We start from the raw sequence: 15,837 nt of genomic DNA on the forward strand, positions 1-15,837 counted from the left end.
GCCGGCCCCCGGCGGGATGTCCGGGAACAGCAACTCTCTCGATCAGGCGACCCGTCACCATGTGGCAGGAAAATCCCCCCGATGAAGCTTCGCGGCCGACGGTTATCTACCGGGCAGCGGAATATGTCCGGATGTCCACCGAGCACCAACAATACTCGACAGAGAATCAGGCGGATAAGATCCGGGAATACGCCGAGCTTCGTGGCATCCAGATCGTCCGGACCTACGCCGATGAAGGCAAAAGCGGCCTGAGCATTGATGGACGACAGGCTTTGCAGCGGCTGATCCGCGATGTTGAGTCCGGTCAGGTGGACTTCGAGATGATTCTCGTCTACGACGTCAGCCGATGGGGCCGGTTCCAGGACGCCGACGAGAGTGCCTATTATGAATACATCTGCCGGCGCGCCGGCATCCAGGTCACATACTGCGCGGAGCAGTTCGAGAACGATGGTTCGCCGGTCTCGACCATCGTCAAAGGCGTCAAGCGTGCGATGGCCGGCGAATATAGCCGGGAACTGTCGGCGAAGGTGTTCGCAGGCCAGTGCCGGTTGATCGAGCTCGGGTATCGCCAGGGTGGTCCGGCTGGCTACGGCCTGCGGCGCGTCCTCGTCGACCAGACCGGCACGTTCAAGAGCGAACTGGCGCGTGGCGAGCACAAGAGCCTTCAGACCGATCGCGTGATCCTGATGCCGGGGCCCGAGCAGGAGGTCGCAACGGTTAACCAGATCTACCGATGGTTCGTCGACGACGGGCTCACCGAATCGGAAATCGCCTCGCGGCTGAACGCTGGATGTGTTCCCACGGATCTCGGGAGAGAGTGGACGAGGGCGACCGTGCGGCAGGTGCTCAGCAATGAGAAATACATTGGCAACAACATCTACAACCGGATCTCATTCAAGCTCAAGAAGCACCGCGTGGTCAACGAGCCGGAGATGTGGATCCGAAAGGACGGCGCGTTCGAGGCGATCGTTTCGCCCGACATTTTCTACACCGCGCAAGGCATCCTCCGGGCGAGATCGCACAGGTATAGCAACGAAGAATTGCTCGAGAAGCTGCGAAATCTGTTCAGGCAGCGCGGCGTCTTATCCGGGCTCATTATTGACGAGGCCGAGGGCATGCCGTCGACAGCAGCATACATCCACCGTTTCGGCAGCCTGTTGCGCGCCTATGAGGCGGTCGGATTCACGCCTGACCGCGACTACCGGTTCCTCGAGGTCAATCAGTTCCTGCGCCGGCTGCATCCGGAAATCATCAGTCAGACCGAGCGCATGATCCTTGACCTGGGCGGCTCGGTCCAGCGGGATCTCGCGACCGACCTGCTCGATGTAAACCGTGAATTCACCGTGTCGATGGTGTTGGCGCGCTGTCTAATGCTGGACAACGGCCGGCGGCGCTGGAAGGTGCGCTTCGACACGAGCCTGCTGCCCGATATCACTGTCGCCATCCGGCTCGACGAGACGAACAGGACTCCGCTCGACTATTACCTGCTGCCGAGGCTCGATTTCGGACAGCCCGGGATTTCGCTCGCCGATCACAACCGCATCGAGTACGAGAGCTACCGCTTCGACAATCTGGACTACCTGTATGGCATGGCAGAACGCTATCGTCTTCGGAGGGTTGCATGAACAAGGAACATTCCGCGATCGACCTGCAGATGATCCCGGTCGACCTGATCGACGTGCTCAATCCCCGCGAGCGAAACGCCAGGGTGTTTAATGAAATCGTCGAGAACATCCGGACCGTCGGTTTGAAAAAACCGATCAGAGTCGCGCCACGCAACGGTCCAGGCGGATCACGTCGCTATCTGCTGGTCTGCGGCGAGGGGCGACTCAAGGCCTTTCAGATGCTCGGTGAGCCGTTCATCCCGGCAATTGTCGAGGATATGGACGATGAGCAGGCCTTCATCGTCAGCCTGTCTGAGAACATCGCACGGCGCCAATATCAGCCGCTCGAGCTGCTCTCTGGTATCGCGCGCCTGCGCGACCTCGGCTACGACAGGAAAGCCATCTCCGAGAAAACCGGCCTGAGCAGCGAATACGTGCAGGGGATCCTGTACCTACTCAAAAATGGCGAGGAGCGACTGCTCGCCGCCGTCCATTCCGGACGCATTCCGCTTAATGCCGCGATGACCATTGCCGGCGCGGGCAACGACGACAAGGCGATTCAGGCCGCGCTGCAGGAGGCCTATGAAACGCACACGCTACGCGGCAGCCAGTTGATTCAAGCGCGACGGGTCATCGAGCGCCGACGGACTCAGGGACGATCACTGGCCCGCGGCGCCTCGCGCAAGAAACCCGAGGTGACGCCGTCGAGTCTGGTTCGCAATTACCAGAACGAGGTCGAGCGACAGCGGCTGATGATTCGGAAAGCCGAGATAACACAGCAACGGCTACTGTTCATCGTCGAAGCCTTGCGCCAGCTACTTGAAGATGAAAATTTCACCAACCTGCTGCGTGCAGAAGGTCTGGAAACGCTACCCAAATATCTGGCCGAGCGTGTCTGGGAAGGGAGCGCAGTGTGAGCCAGCCGCCGCTTGGATTTGTTCCCGACCCCATAACCGTTCCGCTCGACAGGATCCTGCCATCACGCAAGACACCTGACGGCGTTCACGAGTCGAAGAAATTCAAGACCATCCTGTCGTCGCTCGAGGAAGTTGGCCTGATCGAGCCGCTGACCGTCAGCAAGGCAGATCCGAAAACCGGACAGTATGTCCTGCTCGACGGACATATCCGGATGCTCGCACTGCGGCAGCTCGAATTCGTCGATGCTCCGTGTTTCGTCGCGATCGATGACGAAAGCTATACCTACAATAACCGGATCAACCGCCTGTCGACAATCCAGGAGCACTTCATGATCCGGCGAGCCGTCGATCGGGGCGTGAAGCCCGATAAGCTGGCCAAGGCCCTGGGCGTTGATGTCAGCCACATCATCAAGAAAATGAACCTGCTCGACGGTCTCTGCCGGGAAGCGGCTGAGCTGCTGAAAGACCAGCAGTTTTCAGCGAACCTCGGTGCGGTGCTGCGCAAGATGAAACCGACGCGGCAGATCGAATCTGTGGAGCTGATGCTCGCCGCAAACAACATCACGGTCGCGTACTGCCAGGCGCTGCTCGCCGCGACGCCACCAGAGATGATCGTCGGGGAGGCGAAGCCGAAGAAAATGGCCGGCGTCACCGCCGATCAGATGGCTCGCATGGAGCGCGAGATGGGCAATGTCCACGGTCAGTTCAAGATCATTGAGCAGTCGTACGGGCAGGATGTGCTCAACCTCGTGCTCGCCAAAGGCTACATCGCCAAGCTCCTCGATAACGACGCCGTCGTTCGTTTTCTGACGAAGTATCAGCCGGACATGTTTGCCGAATTCGAGGACATCGTACGGACCGTGTCGCTAGAGAAGTGAATGAATGTGGTGAGATCCCATGTCTGGTATGCGGCCTGTTTCATTGACACTGAGATAATGGCGGCGGCTGCGACCCCTTGGCACTCGACGGAGCCGTAGCGCGCGGATGTGACGGCTCTTCTAAAGTCCGGCATTGATCGCAGCCGCCAATTCCACAAGATCCTGCGATACCTGGCCATAGCAAACCACGGCGACGTCCAGGGAGTGATGGCGTACGTGATGCAACGCACGTCGCAGTGCTTGCAGGATCCAGCTGCGTTCGTTACCAAAAGCACCACCTCCCACCTTGCACCGAGCCTCAAGGACGGCTCGCCGCGATGCAACCAGGATGGTTGGTCGCCGTGCCTCGCCATTATCAATATGATTGCGAAGCCGACTCTGGCTCGAGTAGAATGCTGTTTTATGATGCAAAAAACAGCACTTTGATGGCTCGTCCCCGTCTTAACCGGAAGATCGTTCGGACATCAGTTTCACTCGATGAGCAAATGTTCAGCGAAGTGTTTCAGCTTGCCGCTCAAAACGATGTGTCCGTGGCGTGGTTGGTTCGCAAGGCTGTAGCCGAGCTTCTCGAGCGTCATCGAGGGGAGCTGGAGCCGCAGCTACCCCTTCTATCCTCTGACTTCAAGCTGCAGGAATACAAGAAATGACCTTGGCTTGTGTCGAAATTGATGGCCTCATCACCGCTCCGACGCGACAGGAGCGAATGATGAATTCAACACACCAACTTCATGAGATTGCGTATTCGCAGGCAAAGGAAGCGCAAACAAACGTGGTGATTCAATCCGATGCAGTGGTCGGTATCGAGTCATGCGTAAAACAAGGAAATGTTGTCCCTCAAGTGCATAAAAGCCTAAAGAACATCCTAGAACCATTAGACGCGAACTACCCGATCGAGCAATGTCTAGATCTTGGTCAATTTGTGCATTGGCGCGGCAATGCCACTTCCCCGATGCACAGATGGCTAAGGTACCGTGAGGCTTACTCGCCCGAGCTGATTGACAAGCTGCAGCTTGGAAATCGTATTCTTGATCCGTTTAGTGGGTGTGGCTCCATTCCAATTGGTGCGGCAATCCGGGGTAAGTCCGCGTTCGGCATTGATCTGAATCCGATAGCCGCTTTCTCTACAAAGGTAAAGCTTACGCCTTTGAGGCCTCGCTCAATTCGAGGGGTTGAAAAATTCATTAAGGATATTCCCCAGCTGCTGTCGATGCACGAGCGTTGGCCGCTGCCAGAATTGAGTATTTCCGAAAAAGTATTTGAGCCTGAAATGCTGGACTCAGTGCTGCGCGCAAGAGCTGCCATCGAGCGAGTATTCGAAAGAGATCAGCAGGCTCGAGATTTCGTATTCCTGGCTTGGCTTGCTATTCTCGAAGGAGTTGGAAGTTACTTCAAAGAAGGCAATGGGATAAAGTACAGAAATAAGAAGCGTCAAAAGGGAAAGTACGAAGACCGTTTGGATGGCGAATGGCAATTGGCAAGGTTTGGCCCAGATCAACGCTCATTTTTCCAGGAGGCGTTCGCTAGGCAACTTCAAATGATGCTTGAGGATGCCGTAGAGTGGGGTATTGGCAGTTGGGATGATCAGCGCGTCGCCGAAGGAAGTGCTTTTAATCTACTGGATCTTATCGACGGAGAGACTTTCGATTCAGTCATTTTCAGTCCGCCATACGCAAACCGGTTTGACTACTTTGAATCATTTAAGGTTGAACTCTGGTTTGGGAATTTCGTGAATTCCTACTCGGATTTGAATGCACTTCGAAAGGCTTCGTTGCGTTCTCACCTCAACGCGGATTTCAAGCGGCCGGCGGACAATCTGGCTCCCCTTGAGGAGCTGATCGGTCTGATGGATCGAGACTCCAGCAGCTGGCGTATGGGCGTGCCCGACTTGATGCGTGGGTATTTCCATGACATGCGTATGGTTCTCCGGCAGTGTAGGCAAGCTGCTCCAAACGGGCGTTGCCACGTGGTGGTCGGAAATTCAGCGTTTGCCGGGGTCATTATCCCCACAGATGTTTTTACGGCCATGGTTGGCATTCAGGCAGGATTCAATCGCGCAACCATTGTGGAGACTAGGCACCTGACGGTGGCGCCTCAGCAGAGAAATCGGCTTAGGGGCTTTGAGAAGTACATGCGTGAGTCAATCGTAATACTGGAATGAGCGAACAACTCGAACTAATAGCTTCAATCGAATCCGAGATTATTCGAACGGTCAGTTCGCGACCTATCGAGCCATCTGGGAATTATGATGACCAGCCCGAAACGCTTCGGGAGGTCGAAGAGTTTCCGCCGCATGGCGAGATCGCGCACGGCGAACTCCTTAGCCTGACGCTGTCCACAAAAACGTCGGGACTCACACATGGGCTTCATCGATTCCCTGCGAAGTACATTCCTCAGGTACCAAGGTGGGCCCTCAATAACTACGCCACCGAGGCGAGTGTCGTCCTAGACCCTTTTATGGGCTCTGGCACTTCACTCGTTGAAGCACTCTGCTCTGTTGACTGTTCCTATGGGACTGACATCGACCCGCTGGCGCGCCTAATCACTGCAGCCAAGACGGGCGACTTTGATCCTAGTAAACTGAAGTCTCTCTCGATGGCGTTGAGTCCGAGCCAACTGCCACACTGTGCTGAGTGTTTTCTTCCTATGGAGGGGGTCAAGAACGTCACTCACTGGTTTTCGGAGGCCGCGTGGCAGAGCCTCAGTCGTATCTATCTAGCGATTGAAAGACTCCAATGCTCGCAAGCTGAGCGAAACTTTTTTTTTGCGGTGTTCAGCTCAACTCTTCGTTGGGTTTCTAACGCAGACGATCAAACTCAGAAAACCTACGTATCCGGAACGCTCAAAAAGGTACCGCCTGACGTTTTTCAAACTTTCGAAAAGTTCCTGCAACGCGCACTAACAGGGATTTCTAGTCTGGCGTCAATTCGAGGCACTCGACAAACGCGTATCCTTGAGGGATCTGCGTTAAGTGTGCCGCTTGCAGATGCGTCAGTAGATCTGATTATCACAAGTCCACCGTACCTCGACTCGGTCGATTACATGTATAACTTCATGCTCGAGTATTTTTGGCTTGGGCCAATGCTCGGGGTGTCGAGTCGTGGTGAGTACAACAAGAGAAGGCGGCTCCCTATCGGCGCGAAGAACCCCGTCGTTGAATCGTCGTCCATTCACGAATCACTCGTTGGTCTAGTGGATTTGCAGCAGATTCCTGAGTATCGCAGAGAGGCTGCATTGGCGTACTTCGACCTTATGCAAAAGCATTTTGTTGAGGCGGCGCGCGTAATGAAAGATGGCGCCCGATACGTCCTAGTCGTAGGAAACAGTCAAGCGTCGACTGGTGTATTGCCTGTCCATGATTGCTTGCTACGCCTTGCCAAGACCGCTGGTCTCCACTTGGAGAAAGCTTTTGCGTACCGAATTCGACGTCACTATATGAAGTTTCCCCGTAAGGGCCGGGGCGGTATCATTCTTATGGATTGGGTCATTACACTGAAGAAGACAACGGGGGCGATTCTGGAAAATGAGGATCGGCTACCGATTCCGCGTGTGTCAATTGGAGCTGATGAGGTGGCAAATTGATTGGGCAGTTCCCCCGTGCTGCACGAACGTCGGACTTTTGGCGGGTAAATAGCTACGGTTATCCATGTTTCTTTAGTGAGAGCGAGAAGTCGCAGGAGGCATGGACGACTTTACTTTCCTTCTTCAACTTCACGAACTATGATGAGTTGAAATCGTATTGGTCCTCTACCGGCGCCCCACGCCAACTCAGCTCCCATGCGGTTGAAAGTTGGAAAGCGACATTCGAAGAATTTGGAATTCTTTATGTCGAGTCGCGGTCAAACCGTATAACGATCACTCCTGCAGGTGCCCAACTTAAGGATGCTGCTGATCGCGGCGACAAGAACGAATTTGCGTGGATCGGTCTGAACCTGTTGTTGCGCTATCCATTGCGTGGTCCTCGACGTCCGAAAAGCGAAGCGCATCGCGATTCGGACCTTCTGCTCTATCGCTTTTGGTATTCAGCGCTATTGGACCTCGACGGTTATGTTTGGTGGACAGAGCTTGAGCGAGTTCTCTGTCGCGTGTTTCTAACAAACGAAACTATCGATGCCGTAGAAGATATTCGAACGCTGCGCAGTCACCCTGAGCTTCTGACTCAGATAAACATGCCGGTCGGTCAACGTCAAGGTGCATTCTATAACTCGCTAAATCAGGTGGCTGTACACGCAGGGATGAATCATCTTCTTCTCGGTGGAGAAGATATGGAATGTCCCTACGGAGTAACGGAGCTGAAGCGTCGCCATTTCATTCGAAAAGATTGGCTTGGCATGATTAGAAAGGCGCTTTCGAATAACGGAGGCTCTGATCAATGTGCGACAGGTGGGTCGGCCATAGCGCGCTTGCCAGCAGCGCCTATGTTTAGCGATGAAAACGAATATTTTTCATATCTTGGTGCGCCTGTCACGCCAATGAATGTCCATGTAACATCCGCATTAACTAGCGTAGTGATGCAAGGTGAGCGTGTGTTCTTTCTCTCTGAGGGCGAAAGCTACAAGGTTCTCAGCGGCCAGGATATTTTAGGGCCCGTTGCCTCCCTTTGTCAGCTTGCTCGGGGGCAGCGGATTATTCTCAGCCACGACGAGCAATGGACGTACCTGGTTGAGGCGAAAGATCTCTTGGATGCAAACGTGGTGAAAGTTCGTCTCCGCCGCGCGCGACCAATATCAAACATTCAAGTAATTCGCGCTTTGCGGGGAAACGCCAATGGCTGACATCAACGAGAGCCAACTTGTCGACAGCGGTGCGATTCCGCCGACTGACTTTCATCAGGCAATTGAAAGGATACGGGAGGTTGCTCAATATGACCTCGAGTTGCCCGCTGATTTTGATGCGCGCTTAAAGCATGTGACCTCTCAGCTCGTTGTGTCTGAGGATGTCCTACGGGCCGTCTCGGCTGCGATCCGAGTTGGGCACGTGGTTCTTCAAGGTCCACCAGGAACAGGGAAGAGCTCACTTGTTCGGGCTTTAGCTAAGGCATTCAACGTGTCCACATTTGCGGTTACCGCGCACGAGGATTGGACGATCTATGACGTTATTGGAAGGCTTGAGCTTCGACTGACTGAAGATCGCAAGGAGGAAATTACTCCGGTAAACGGCGCTCTCACCGAAGCGGTGATCCGATGCGGAAACAATGTAGTACAGCACTTCGATGACCCTAGCCATCCCCAGGCAGAGTGGTTGTTAATCGATGAGTTGAATCGTGCACACCTTGACAAAGCATTTGGTGAGCTTTTCTCTGTTCTCGGAACAGATGAACTTGTCCCAATCAATCTTCCACATCAGAAAGATGGAAATCGGGAGCTTGTGATACCAAAGCGATTTCGTATTATCGCGACGCTGAATTCCTACGACAAGCAGTTCGTTCAGAGTCTGAGTCAAGCTATCCGGCGACGGTTTACATTCATTTCCCTAGATGTTCCGCCAAAAAAATCGCCAACAGATCCGTGGATGTTCGATATTTCAAACTCGTCACCCGCAATCCGCGAGTTTTCCTACGTAATCCAGCGGGCTGCGCAACGGATCGCCAGCCGGGAGTGCTCTATGACACCGGGCACGACAAGTGGGGTTCTTGATGAGATTGTCGAAGACATAACATCACGACATTTAGGTCGTCTTTCCGCCCTGTTTGACATTGTTGAGTCAATTCGGTATGCCCAAGAAGGTAATGGGGTACCGCATTTGCCGATTGGTACGGCGCAACTAATCGATACCGTCGAAATATTCGTCACGCGAAATCGACAGGATGGAAACTCGGCTGACACCGCGGATAGGAATATCGATTGGGCGGCATCCGTGAAACTAGCTCCGCTATTTGAATCAGATGTACTTGAGCCGGATCAGCTCGAGAATTTTGCGAAAAATTTGCCCTCTCCATTTTCGAATCAATTCGCTCGCCAGTTGTTAATAATTGCCGCCTCGGGAATGCATTTTGTTCCAGAAAAATGATGCCCAATTGGGGTACCGATTTCTAAAGGAAGCGCTACCTCTAATCTCGAGCTACTTTTCCGGCGAAGCTGTTGAGCTTGGTGGGGTGGTAACGCCCGTCGGGGAAGATTCGGATGATGAAAGCACAAAATTTGCTGAACACATCAGGTTCAGGCACGCAATTGCGTGCTGTACCCAACTTATTCCGATCGTTCAACGAATCGAAAGTGGGCTGTCAAGCTTGACGGAGACCATTCGCACGGAGACCAAGGGTGTGATACGAGGGCGGTTGGATATACCGAGGTACGTCTCGAGGCGGGCTTCTTCATTCTCTTGGCCCAAAACGTATCCGATATTGGTTACGACTGAAGTGCCTAGCACGCCCGAGAATGCTTTGGTAGTTCGTATCTTTCGTACATTGACGCAGAGACTGTCGAATTCCAATTTCCCACCTAGTTCTGCTGAGTCATTGTTGGGCAGGCGGTACAAGAGCTGGATCCTTGGGCGAATGAAGCGGGATCCGTGGACAGCGGTAGGCGGGGGCTCATCCCTTCCTAGGCTTTACCTTGAAGCGTCACGCAGAATTGCCCGGAGGCAAACAGGAAATGAACGGGCGTATTCAGATCTCGTTGACTTTGTAAGAGATTGGAGACTGGTTGGAGAGGATTTGACCGGTGCAACGTCTTCTGAACGTTTCGTCGAGTCAATGCTTTCATTTCCTGCTGACGAAATATTTTTGGACCGTATTTATGAGATTTGGTGCATTCGCTCGATAGGTCAGGCTTTTCTGCAGGTTGGAGCACGATTGAAAGACGGGCCTGCTCCATTGATCGAAAGCCGGCGGCGGCCGATATACGCCTTTGAGCTCGATGCGCACACGTTTGAGGTTTGGTTCCAAAGATCATTACCCGCCGAAGATGCGGAATGGATGTATGAATCCACTGGGGCAGCACTTAGGGGTATACCCGATATTTGCGTGATCGCGGATAATTCTTGTCGTATTCTAATTGACGCAAAAAATAGGCTGGTAACTGGATCTACACGATCCGAAGAGACCTATAAGATGCTTGGATATTTTGAGAATTTCCATTCAGCGCTTAGGTCGCCTGCCAATTGGGGGGTTTTGGCGTTTGTTTCGAAAAATGGGTTTTCGCGGAGCCTCAGGGCGCGCAATGGTCGCCGTCTTGAGTTGATTAGTTCCCATCCGACGAATGCAGGAGATTGTTTATTTGCTAGTGATATTAGGGAAATTCTACGGAAATGGATGGCTGGCTTGGGGGTTTCATTTGGTGATCCGGAATCCAATTTGATTTGACAAAGTTCGGATTATCATTTTTTCGACCGAATCATCCATTGAAGTAGGGTTTCGGCATCTTTTTTGGGGAGTTTTCGCATTGAACGAATTAAGCCAACTTTGACGGCCCATCCGTTGATGCGATGATCTTCATGCTTGAATCGGTCGAGCTGATCCCAGAGATCTTTAGTTTTTACTGGAATTTCCTGCTGCTGATCCAAGATGCACTGTGGCTCGACGTCAACAATCAACGGTAATTTATACTTTGTTGCATAGACGTGGTCCATCGACTTGTATGGTGAGCTTGAGACGGTTAGAGCGCCGCACCAGGTCATTCTCTCGGCTAGATAGCAGATCAATACGTCATCTGTTTTGACTTTCTTGATGCTAGCCTCGAGCGTCAATCTAAATCCAATAGATTTTTTTGGGAGAGCTATGAAATCCTGCCAAGTTGACGGCGTGAATACCACTGTGTAGTAATCAGGCATATTTTGCTTTCAGTGAGTAACAACTGTTTTAGTGCGAGCGGGTTTCGAATTTTACTACGACATCTCGAACGTTTTCATGCCGAGTCTTCCATGATTGGATAGCATCAACAGGATGATCTCCGCGAGCCGACGGAGCACCAGACCATTTTACTTCCCGCCGTTCCTTGGGCCCGACGCAACATGGGAGCTGCCAGCGGTGTTCCGCTCGATAGTTCACAATGCGCAGGATCAGTGTCTATCCCATCTCGGCTGAAAAGAGCCGCCCCCAAGTTGCACAGCCATCATAGGCGTGCTGTGACAGCGGCAGATGCTTCCGAATCCGGACCTACTGGCAGCGTCGCCAGAGCTGCCGACAGGGCCGTCTGGAAAACAATCAACCCCGCCTGTACTGTGAGTCGAGTCTGACTATCGAGCGGAAGATCGTTGACGATCGTCAGCGCCGTCGGAATCGATGTATCGATGAGCGCCTGCACCGATGCGGTATCGACATTGGTGGTCGCCTGGCAGACGGCTGTACTATCGGTCGCGAGCGTGGCCAGTGCCGATGCTTGAGGGGCAAGCAACGTGTTGCCGTTGGAGGCCAGCGCCGCCAGACTATTCAGCTCCGGCTGAACCACGGCACAGGCCTGCTCGACGCGAGTCTGAAAGGTGGTCGCCACTGTCGTCGTCGTCTGCTGTTGCGCCGTCGTGCAGGCAGCGAATGCAATGGGCGTAGCAAGACCCGCCGCGAGAAGCAGCTTCTTCATGATAGACACCTTCGTGGAGATTGCCGCGAACGCGGCGGGAGGAAAACAGTGGGGGAATTACGCCTGCTGGGTAGCCGGGGCAGGGGGCACAGTTGGAGCTGGGGTAACGGGCTCAGCCGCAGGTGCGGGCGCATCGGTCTTCGCGGCCTGATGGCTCGCCCAGCAGTTTCCGATCGCATGTACGCCGGTCACGATCAGCGCCGCAACCAGATACGGCAGGCTCTCCGGAATGGGCAACGGGCATCCGGCCAGCAACCACTGCAGCATGGGCGCGAGCGTGGCGGCGGTGATGGTCGTTCCGCCGGTGACGAGGGACGAGACTTGATTCATGGTCGACTCCTTGGTCGTAGTGGTGAAAATCGAACGGATTACGCGAGGTTGGTTGCCCCGCGCAGAATTGCGCCACCCGCATTGACGTAGGCGGTCTGCAATGCGGCGATCGTATTGACGTGCTGCCCGTAGTCGTTGCCGGGCAGGCTGGCCCAGATGCCAGAGCAGAGTTGGACCGCCTTCGTGAAATTGCCAACGTCGATGAAAGGCAGCGCGCCTTTCTCGCGAATCTGCTGCAGCGCGATCCGGTCTTGCGAGAACGGCGAAAAATCCGGCAACTTCAACTGCTGCCGATACGCGAGCCAGTAGCGATAGAGCAGCTGGTACCGGCCGGCGGCGGTCGAATTGAACGCGGAGTTGAGGATGTCGGGGTGCGTCGCGTAGCTGGAAAACGTCAGCGGCTTGCCCGGCGTCGCGCTGACGAGCACGCGATAGCCGTCGTCGGATTCGGGGATGCGCGAGGTTCCTTCGCTCCATGCAATCATGTCGAGAAACGCGGTCCGGTTGGGGCCACCGGCCTGCTGTGCGGTGATGACGGGCATGGTCAATCCTCCGTGCTTGTGCGGCGGCGAAAAACCTTGTCGCGCGCCAGGATGAAAATCTGCAGAACCGTGTAGACGAGCGTGGCCGACAGCACAACGTTCGAGAGCGTCAGGTACGCCGCGACCTGGCCCAGCAGCGTGCCGATCAGGCCGCCAACCCACGCGATCGACACCTTGATCGATTCCATGACGTGATCATTGCTGTTCATGGGCATGCTCCAGAAATGAAAAACCGCCCCGGAGGGCGGCGATGGATGTCTGCGAGGCGAGGTTCAACCTAAGCGCCGCAGTAGTAGGAAAAGACAGCTAACGCGAGATCGGGGGCCACCTGCGGCTGGAATGCATAGAACCCGCACGAATCGGGCGTGAGAAATGAGTTGATCGCCTCGCTGAAAAGCGTTTGCCACGATGAACCGTCGCCTGACACTTCGTAATACCAGTTCGTCGCGTCGCTACGGAGTCGCATCCATTCCGGAACGGCACCGAGGTTCGTCGAGAAAGCGTTTCCGCCCCACGACGAGAAATTGCTGAAGTTGCCGACCCAGTAGCCGAGCTGGTTCTGATACGCAAGCTCAAAGAGTTTCAGCTTTCCGCTCGCGCTGTCATACAGGCACGGCCCAACGCACCCGTAGTTGGCATTCAATGGCGCTGCGCGCAAGCGCATCGTCACCTGAAAGGTCCCAGATGGTATCGGCTGCGTGAGGACGAATGCCTGCGCGCTGCTTGAATGCGGAGTGACAATGTCAATGCCCCACGGATACTGCGTGGCGATGGCGCCCGTCGCCCCCTGATTACGCAGGGTGAAGGCGGACAATTGCGGCACGGTGTCCGTCGCGCCGTGTGATGAATTCGGTGTGATCGTCGCGCCTGATCCTGTCGCTGTCACGCTCGCGTTCGTGAAATTCAGCGCCCCCGGCGCCACGGCCTTGATGATGCCGCCCTGTTCAACCGCGCTGAGCGTACCGACAAGAGACAACCCTGCTCCGAGCTTGCCTCCTTCGATCACCTGCAGGTTCGCGCCGCCCGAGAGCGACTTGAAGACGAGTGATTGCGCGGTCGAGCTCGCTGCGTCGAGAATCGGGGCGCCACTGCCTTCATTCGATGCCCCGGTGATCGAGCCACCGGGACAGGTCAGCACCAGACTTCCTGCGCCGTTGTCCGCGATTGAGAAATTTCCCGCTGCGGCCAGCGTTTTCACGACGAGACTCGCGGCCGTCGATGACGATGTATCGATCAGGCCGGCGCCAGCCCCTTCATTCACGGCACCGCGCAGCGATCCGCTGATGGCGTTCGGCTGGTAACTGCGCATGTCGGTGTAGCTCGACGCCGTCAATGTGCCGGTAACAACCTGAAACAGCGGAAACGAGGTAGCCGGAAACCCCGAAGTGTTGCTGCTGACGGCGCCCGTCACTGGGTCCGCAAAGATGTAATTCGTCGCACTCGCGGCGAGCGTCAGGATTCCATCGGGTACCGATTGCATGACGCCCGCCGGACTCGTATAGGTGCCGCCGTAGTAGCCCCAGATGAGGCCGCCCGTCGTTGCCGCACGCCGGCCCCATAGCATCATCGGGCTGGCGGCATCGAACAGCGCATTAAGCGTTGCCTCCTTCGTCGAGGAAGTCGCGGATAGCGTATCGAGCAGGGTCGAGCTGTTCGACATGACTTACGCTCCGGCGTACCAGGAAAACAGCGAGAGGCCGACGGCCTGACCGTTCGGATCGGCGAAAAATCCCACCTGATCCGGCGTGAGAAACGTCGTGCGCGAAAACGAATACATGTTGACCCACGTGACGCCATCCGGCGACACGTCGTAGTACCGGTTCGTCCCGTCGTCACGGATCCGGTGCCAGTCGGGCCAGAAGGTCATCGCGTACTGCGAGCCCTGAAACCCGTTCCACGAGGTCGGGCTGTTGAAGTTGCCAATGCCGTACTGGAATCCGCTCTGATACAGCAGGCCCGCGGCCTGCAGCAGACCGCTTGAGCTGTTACGCCAGACCAGGCCACACTTGATGTAGCTGGAGCTGGCCGGAAACGCGCGCATGCGGGCGACGATCTGGTAGGGCGTCGCGGGCGCGGCAATCACAAGGCACGCGCAGTTCTCACCGCCCGCTTTCGGCGTGGACAGGCTGATGCCCCAAGGCTCCTGCAGCGCGGTGGCGCTGCCCTGATTGACCCAGGTGAAATTCGACAGGTTCGGCAGTTGATCGGGCGTGCCGAACCCCGAGAACAGCGCGATCTGCGCCTGCGATCCGCCCGGATTCGTGACCTGCGCCCCCTGGAAGTTGAGCTGCGTCGCCGCGCTGACGACGGTCGTGCCGTTCTGCTGGATCGCTGGCGCAGCGGCAGCGGCCGTATTCGCATCGATTGCGATGCCCGCGGATCCATTGTCGGTGATCGTGATGCCGCTGCCGGCGACCAGTGTCTTGAACGCGAGGTTGCTCGACGTCGTGGAGGCAGTGTCGAGCACGCCGACTCCACTGCCTTCGTTGCTGCCGCCCGTGACGGTGCCGCTCGTACCGCTCGTGCTGATCGTGAGCCCGTTCGATCCACCGTCCGTGACGGTGACACCGGCGCCGCCGATCAACGACTTGAAAGCGAGCGTCTGCGCCGTAGAATTCGCTGCATCCAGCACGGGCGTGCCGCTGCCTTCGCTCGTTGCGCTGCGGACGGTGCCCGCGATCGCGCTGGGCTGGTAGCTTCGGCAGTCCGTGTAGCTGGAGATGCCGGTCGAACTGGTCACGATCTGGTAGAGCGGAATTGACCCGGCGGGGAAGCCCGTGGTGTTCACCGACACGGAACCGGTCGTGGCGCTCGCATACACGTAGTTGGTCGCGCTCGCGGTGAGCGTGACGGTGCCGTTCGCGATCGCATTGGCGGTCGTGCCGACCATATACGTGCCGCCATAGTAGCCCCAGGTCAGGCTGCTCGTCGTGCTCGCGCGCCGGCCCCAGATCATTGCGGGACTGGCCGCATCGAACAGGGCATTGGCGATCACTTCCTTGGCTACCTGATTCGTTGCGATGGTGTCGAGCAGCGTCGTGCTGTTGGACATC

At 55.8% G+C, this 15,837-nt stretch carries 16 protein-coding genes; 9 read left to right on the forward strand and 7 right to left on the reverse strand.

All coding sequences use genetic code 11. From position 1 onward, the window contains the following. Positions 1 to 59: 59 nt before the first annotated feature. The 9 genes from B0G62_RS25700 (at position 60) to B0G62_RS31465 (ending at position 10,699) form a co-directional block, all read left to right on the forward strand. A complete protein-coding gene (locus B0G62_RS25700) occupies positions 60 to 1,625 on the forward strand; it encodes a recombinase family protein (protein WP_219906128.1) in 1,566 nt (521 codons plus the stop codon). Then, positions 1,622 to 2,521 carry a plasmid partitioning protein RepB C-terminal domain-containing protein gene (locus tag B0G62_RS25705; RefSeq protein WP_103707002.1) on the forward strand — a complete coding sequence of 300 codons (900 nt, stop codon included), beginning with the start codon at positions 1,622 to 1,624 and terminating at the stop codon, positions 2,519 to 2,521. The genes B0G62_RS25700 and B0G62_RS25705 overlap by 4 nt, the downstream gene beginning before the upstream one ends. Beyond that, entirely contained in the window at positions 2,518 to 3,399 is an 882-nt protein-coding gene (locus B0G62_RS25710; RefSeq protein WP_103707003.1) for a plasmid partitioning protein RepB C-terminal domain-containing protein, read from the forward strand. Before B0G62_RS25705 ends, B0G62_RS25710 begins: the two co-directional genes overlap by 4 nt. A 392-nt stretch (positions 3,400 to 3,791) precedes the next feature. Further along, positions 3,792 to 4,046, forward strand: a complete 255-nt coding sequence (locus B0G62_RS25715) for a ribbon-helix-helix domain-containing protein (RefSeq protein WP_167401337.1) — start codon at positions 3,792 to 3,794, stop codon at positions 4,044 to 4,046. Next, positions 4,043 to 5,557, forward strand: coding sequence for an SAM-dependent methyltransferase (locus B0G62_RS25720; RefSeq protein WP_103707005.1), 1,515 nt, complete (start codon positions 4,043 to 4,045; stop codon positions 5,555 to 5,557). Before B0G62_RS25715 ends, B0G62_RS25720 begins: the two co-directional genes overlap by 4 nt. Continuing rightward, on the forward strand, positions 5,554 to 6,978 hold the full coding sequence (locus tag B0G62_RS25725; RefSeq protein ID WP_146055357.1) for a class I SAM-dependent methyltransferase: 1,425 nt from the start codon (positions 5,554 to 5,556) through the stop codon (positions 6,976 to 6,978). Before B0G62_RS25720 ends, B0G62_RS25725 begins: the two co-directional genes overlap by 4 nt. Next, positions 6,975 to 8,171 (forward strand): hypothetical protein, encoded by a 1,197-nt coding sequence (locus B0G62_RS31460; protein ID WP_146055358.1) that lies wholly within the window; start codon positions 6,975 to 6,977, stop codon positions 8,169 to 8,171. Before B0G62_RS25725 ends, B0G62_RS31460 begins: the two co-directional genes overlap by 4 nt. Continuing rightward, positions 8,164 to 9,405: an AAA family ATPase gene (locus B0G62_RS25735; protein ID WP_103707007.1), complete on the forward strand. Its 1,242-nt coding sequence runs from the start codon at positions 8,164 to 8,166 to the stop codon at positions 9,403 to 9,405. The genes B0G62_RS31460 and B0G62_RS25735 overlap by 8 nt, the downstream gene beginning before the upstream one ends. Before the next feature lie 646 nt (positions 9,406 to 10,051). Next, the gene (locus B0G62_RS31465) at positions 10,052 to 10,699 is read left to right on the forward strand and encodes a hypothetical protein (RefSeq protein WP_146055359.1); all 648 of its coding nucleotides are present in this window, start codon (positions 10,052 to 10,054) and stop codon (positions 10,697 to 10,699) included. 14 nt (positions 10,700 to 10,713) lie between these two features. On the opposite strand, the gene B0G62_RS31470 is transcribed toward B0G62_RS31465, so the two are convergent. From B0G62_RS31470 to B0G62_RS31970, 7 genes are all read right to left on the reverse strand, one after another. Beyond that, positions 10,714 to 11,166: a hypothetical protein gene (locus B0G62_RS31470; RefSeq protein WP_146055360.1), complete on the reverse strand. Its 453-nt coding sequence runs from the start codon at positions 11,164 to 11,166 to the stop codon at positions 10,714 to 10,716. Between the two features lie 281 nt (positions 11,167 to 11,447). Further along, a complete protein-coding gene (locus tag B0G62_RS25740; RefSeq protein ID WP_103707008.1) occupies positions 11,448 to 11,912 on the reverse strand; it encodes a hypothetical protein in 465 nt (154 codons plus the stop codon). 57 nt (positions 11,913 to 11,969) lie between these two features. Continuing rightward, positions 11,970 to 12,242 (reverse strand): hypothetical protein, encoded by a 273-nt coding sequence (locus B0G62_RS25745; RefSeq protein WP_103707009.1) that lies wholly within the window; start codon positions 12,240 to 12,242, stop codon positions 11,970 to 11,972. A gap of 38 nt (positions 12,243 to 12,280) precedes the next feature. After that, a complete protein-coding gene (locus B0G62_RS25750; RefSeq protein WP_103707010.1) occupies positions 12,281 to 12,784 on the reverse strand; it encodes a glycoside hydrolase family 24 protein in 504 nt (167 codons plus the stop codon). A gap of 2 nt (positions 12,785 to 12,786) precedes the next feature. Further along, entirely contained in the window at positions 12,787 to 12,993 is a 207-nt protein-coding gene (locus B0G62_RS25755; protein ID WP_085547485.1) for a hypothetical protein, read from the reverse strand. Positions 12,994 to 13,061: 68 nt separating this feature from the next. After that, positions 13,062 to 14,444 carry a hypothetical protein gene (locus tag B0G62_RS25760; protein WP_103707011.1) on the reverse strand — a complete coding sequence of 461 codons (1,383 nt, stop codon included), beginning with the start codon at positions 14,442 to 14,444 and terminating at the stop codon, positions 13,062 to 13,064. A gap of 3 nt (positions 14,445 to 14,447) precedes the next feature. Next, positions 14,448 to 15,836 carry a hypothetical protein gene (locus tag B0G62_RS31970; RefSeq protein WP_181315643.1) on the reverse strand — a complete coding sequence of 463 codons (1,389 nt, stop codon included), beginning with the start codon at positions 15,834 to 15,836 and terminating at the stop codon, positions 14,448 to 14,450. Position 15,837 lies beyond the last annotated feature (1 nt).

The sequence above is a fragment of the Paraburkholderia eburnea genome (genome assembly GCF_002917095.1).
Taxonomy (GTDB): Bacteria; Pseudomonadota; Gammaproteobacteria; order Burkholderiales; family Burkholderiaceae; genus Paraburkholderia; species Paraburkholderia eburnea.